Raw genomic sequence first — 929 nt, 5'->3', positions numbered from 1 at the left:
GATGCCGATGGCGACGCTGATGGCGACGCTGATGGCGACGCAGACGGTGATGCCGACGCGGACGGTGATGCCGACGCGGACGGTGATGCAGACGGTGACGCTGATGGCGATGCAGACGGCGATGCCGATGGCGACGCGGACGGTGATGCCGATGGCGATGCGGACGGCGATGCCGATGGCGACGCGGACGGTGATGCCGATGGCGATGCCGATGGCGATGCAGACGGCGATGCCGATGGTGATGCCGATGGTGACGCTGATGGCGACGCAGACGGTGATGCCGACGCGGACGGTGATGCAGATGGTGACGCTGATGGCGACGCAGACGGTGATGCCGACGGTGATGCTGATGGCGACGCGGACGGCGATGCCGATGGCGACGCGGACGGTGATGCAGACGGCGATGCCGATGGTGATGCAGACGGCGATGCCGATGGCGACGCAGACGGCGATGCCGATGGCGATGCAGACGGTGACGCTGATGGTGATGCAGACGGCGACGCAGACGGTGATGCCGATGGTGACGCTGATGGCGATGCAGACGGTGACGCCGATGGCGACGCGGACGGTGATGCCGATGGCGATGCAGACGGTGATGCCGATGGCGACGCAGACGCAGACGGTGATGCCGATGGTGACGCAGACGGCGATGCCGATGGCGACGCAGATGCCGATGGCGATGCTGATGGTGACGCTGATGGCGATGCCGATGGTGACGCTGATGGCGATGCTGACGGTGACGCCGATGGCGACGCGGACGGCGACGCTGATGGTGATGCCGATGCGGACGGTGACGCCGATGGCGATGCCGATGGCGACGCGGACGGTGATGCCGATGGTGATGCCGATGGTGATGCTGACGGCGATGCCGATGGCGACGCCGACGCCGACGCGGATGCTGATGCTGATGCTGATGCTGATGCGGATGC

Annotated in this window: 1 protein-coding gene; it reads right to left on the bottom strand. The window is 66.3% G+C overall.

Annotated features, from left to right (window positions below; translation table 11 throughout):
- The coding region (locus tag BUE21_RS14865; RefSeq protein WP_407656066.1) for a hypothetical protein at positions 1-929 on the bottom strand (929 nt) is incomplete at both ends.

The organism is Lampropedia hyalina DSM 16112, assembly GCF_900129055.1.
Taxonomy (GTDB): domain Bacteria; phylum Pseudomonadota; class Gammaproteobacteria; order Burkholderiales; family Burkholderiaceae_C; genus Lampropedia; species Lampropedia hyalina.
This window is presented reverse-complemented; position numbering and strand designations above follow the sequence as displayed.